We start from the raw sequence: 232 nt of genomic DNA on the forward strand, positions 1-232 counted from the left end.
CCCGGGTGAGACGTCAGGTGCGCATCGCCAGCGCGCATGGACGCATCACGGGCTGGGTGTTGTCGATGATGCCGCCGGCGCTGGCGGCCGTCATGTTTTTCATCGCGCCGGAACACATGAAGACGTTCATCGAGGATCCGCTCGGCGTGCGCATGATTATCGCAGCCGTGATACTGCAGGTCATCGGCACGATCGCAGTCCGGCGCATCGTGGCCGTGGAGTTCTGAGGACT

1 protein-coding gene is annotated in these 232 nt (G+C 63.4%); it reads left to right on the top strand.

The genetic code is table 11. The features are described from left to right. Positions 1-227, top strand: a 227-nt coding sequence (locus KJQ96_RS39610; protein ID WP_213291287.1) for a type II secretion system F family protein, incomplete at its 5' end; no start/stop codon positions are given. Between the last annotated feature and the right edge of the window lie 5 nt (positions 228-232).

Source organism: Bradyrhizobium sp. sGM-13 (genome assembly GCF_018398875.1).
GTDB lineage: Bacteria > Pseudomonadota > Alphaproteobacteria > Rhizobiales > Xanthobacteraceae > Bradyrhizobium.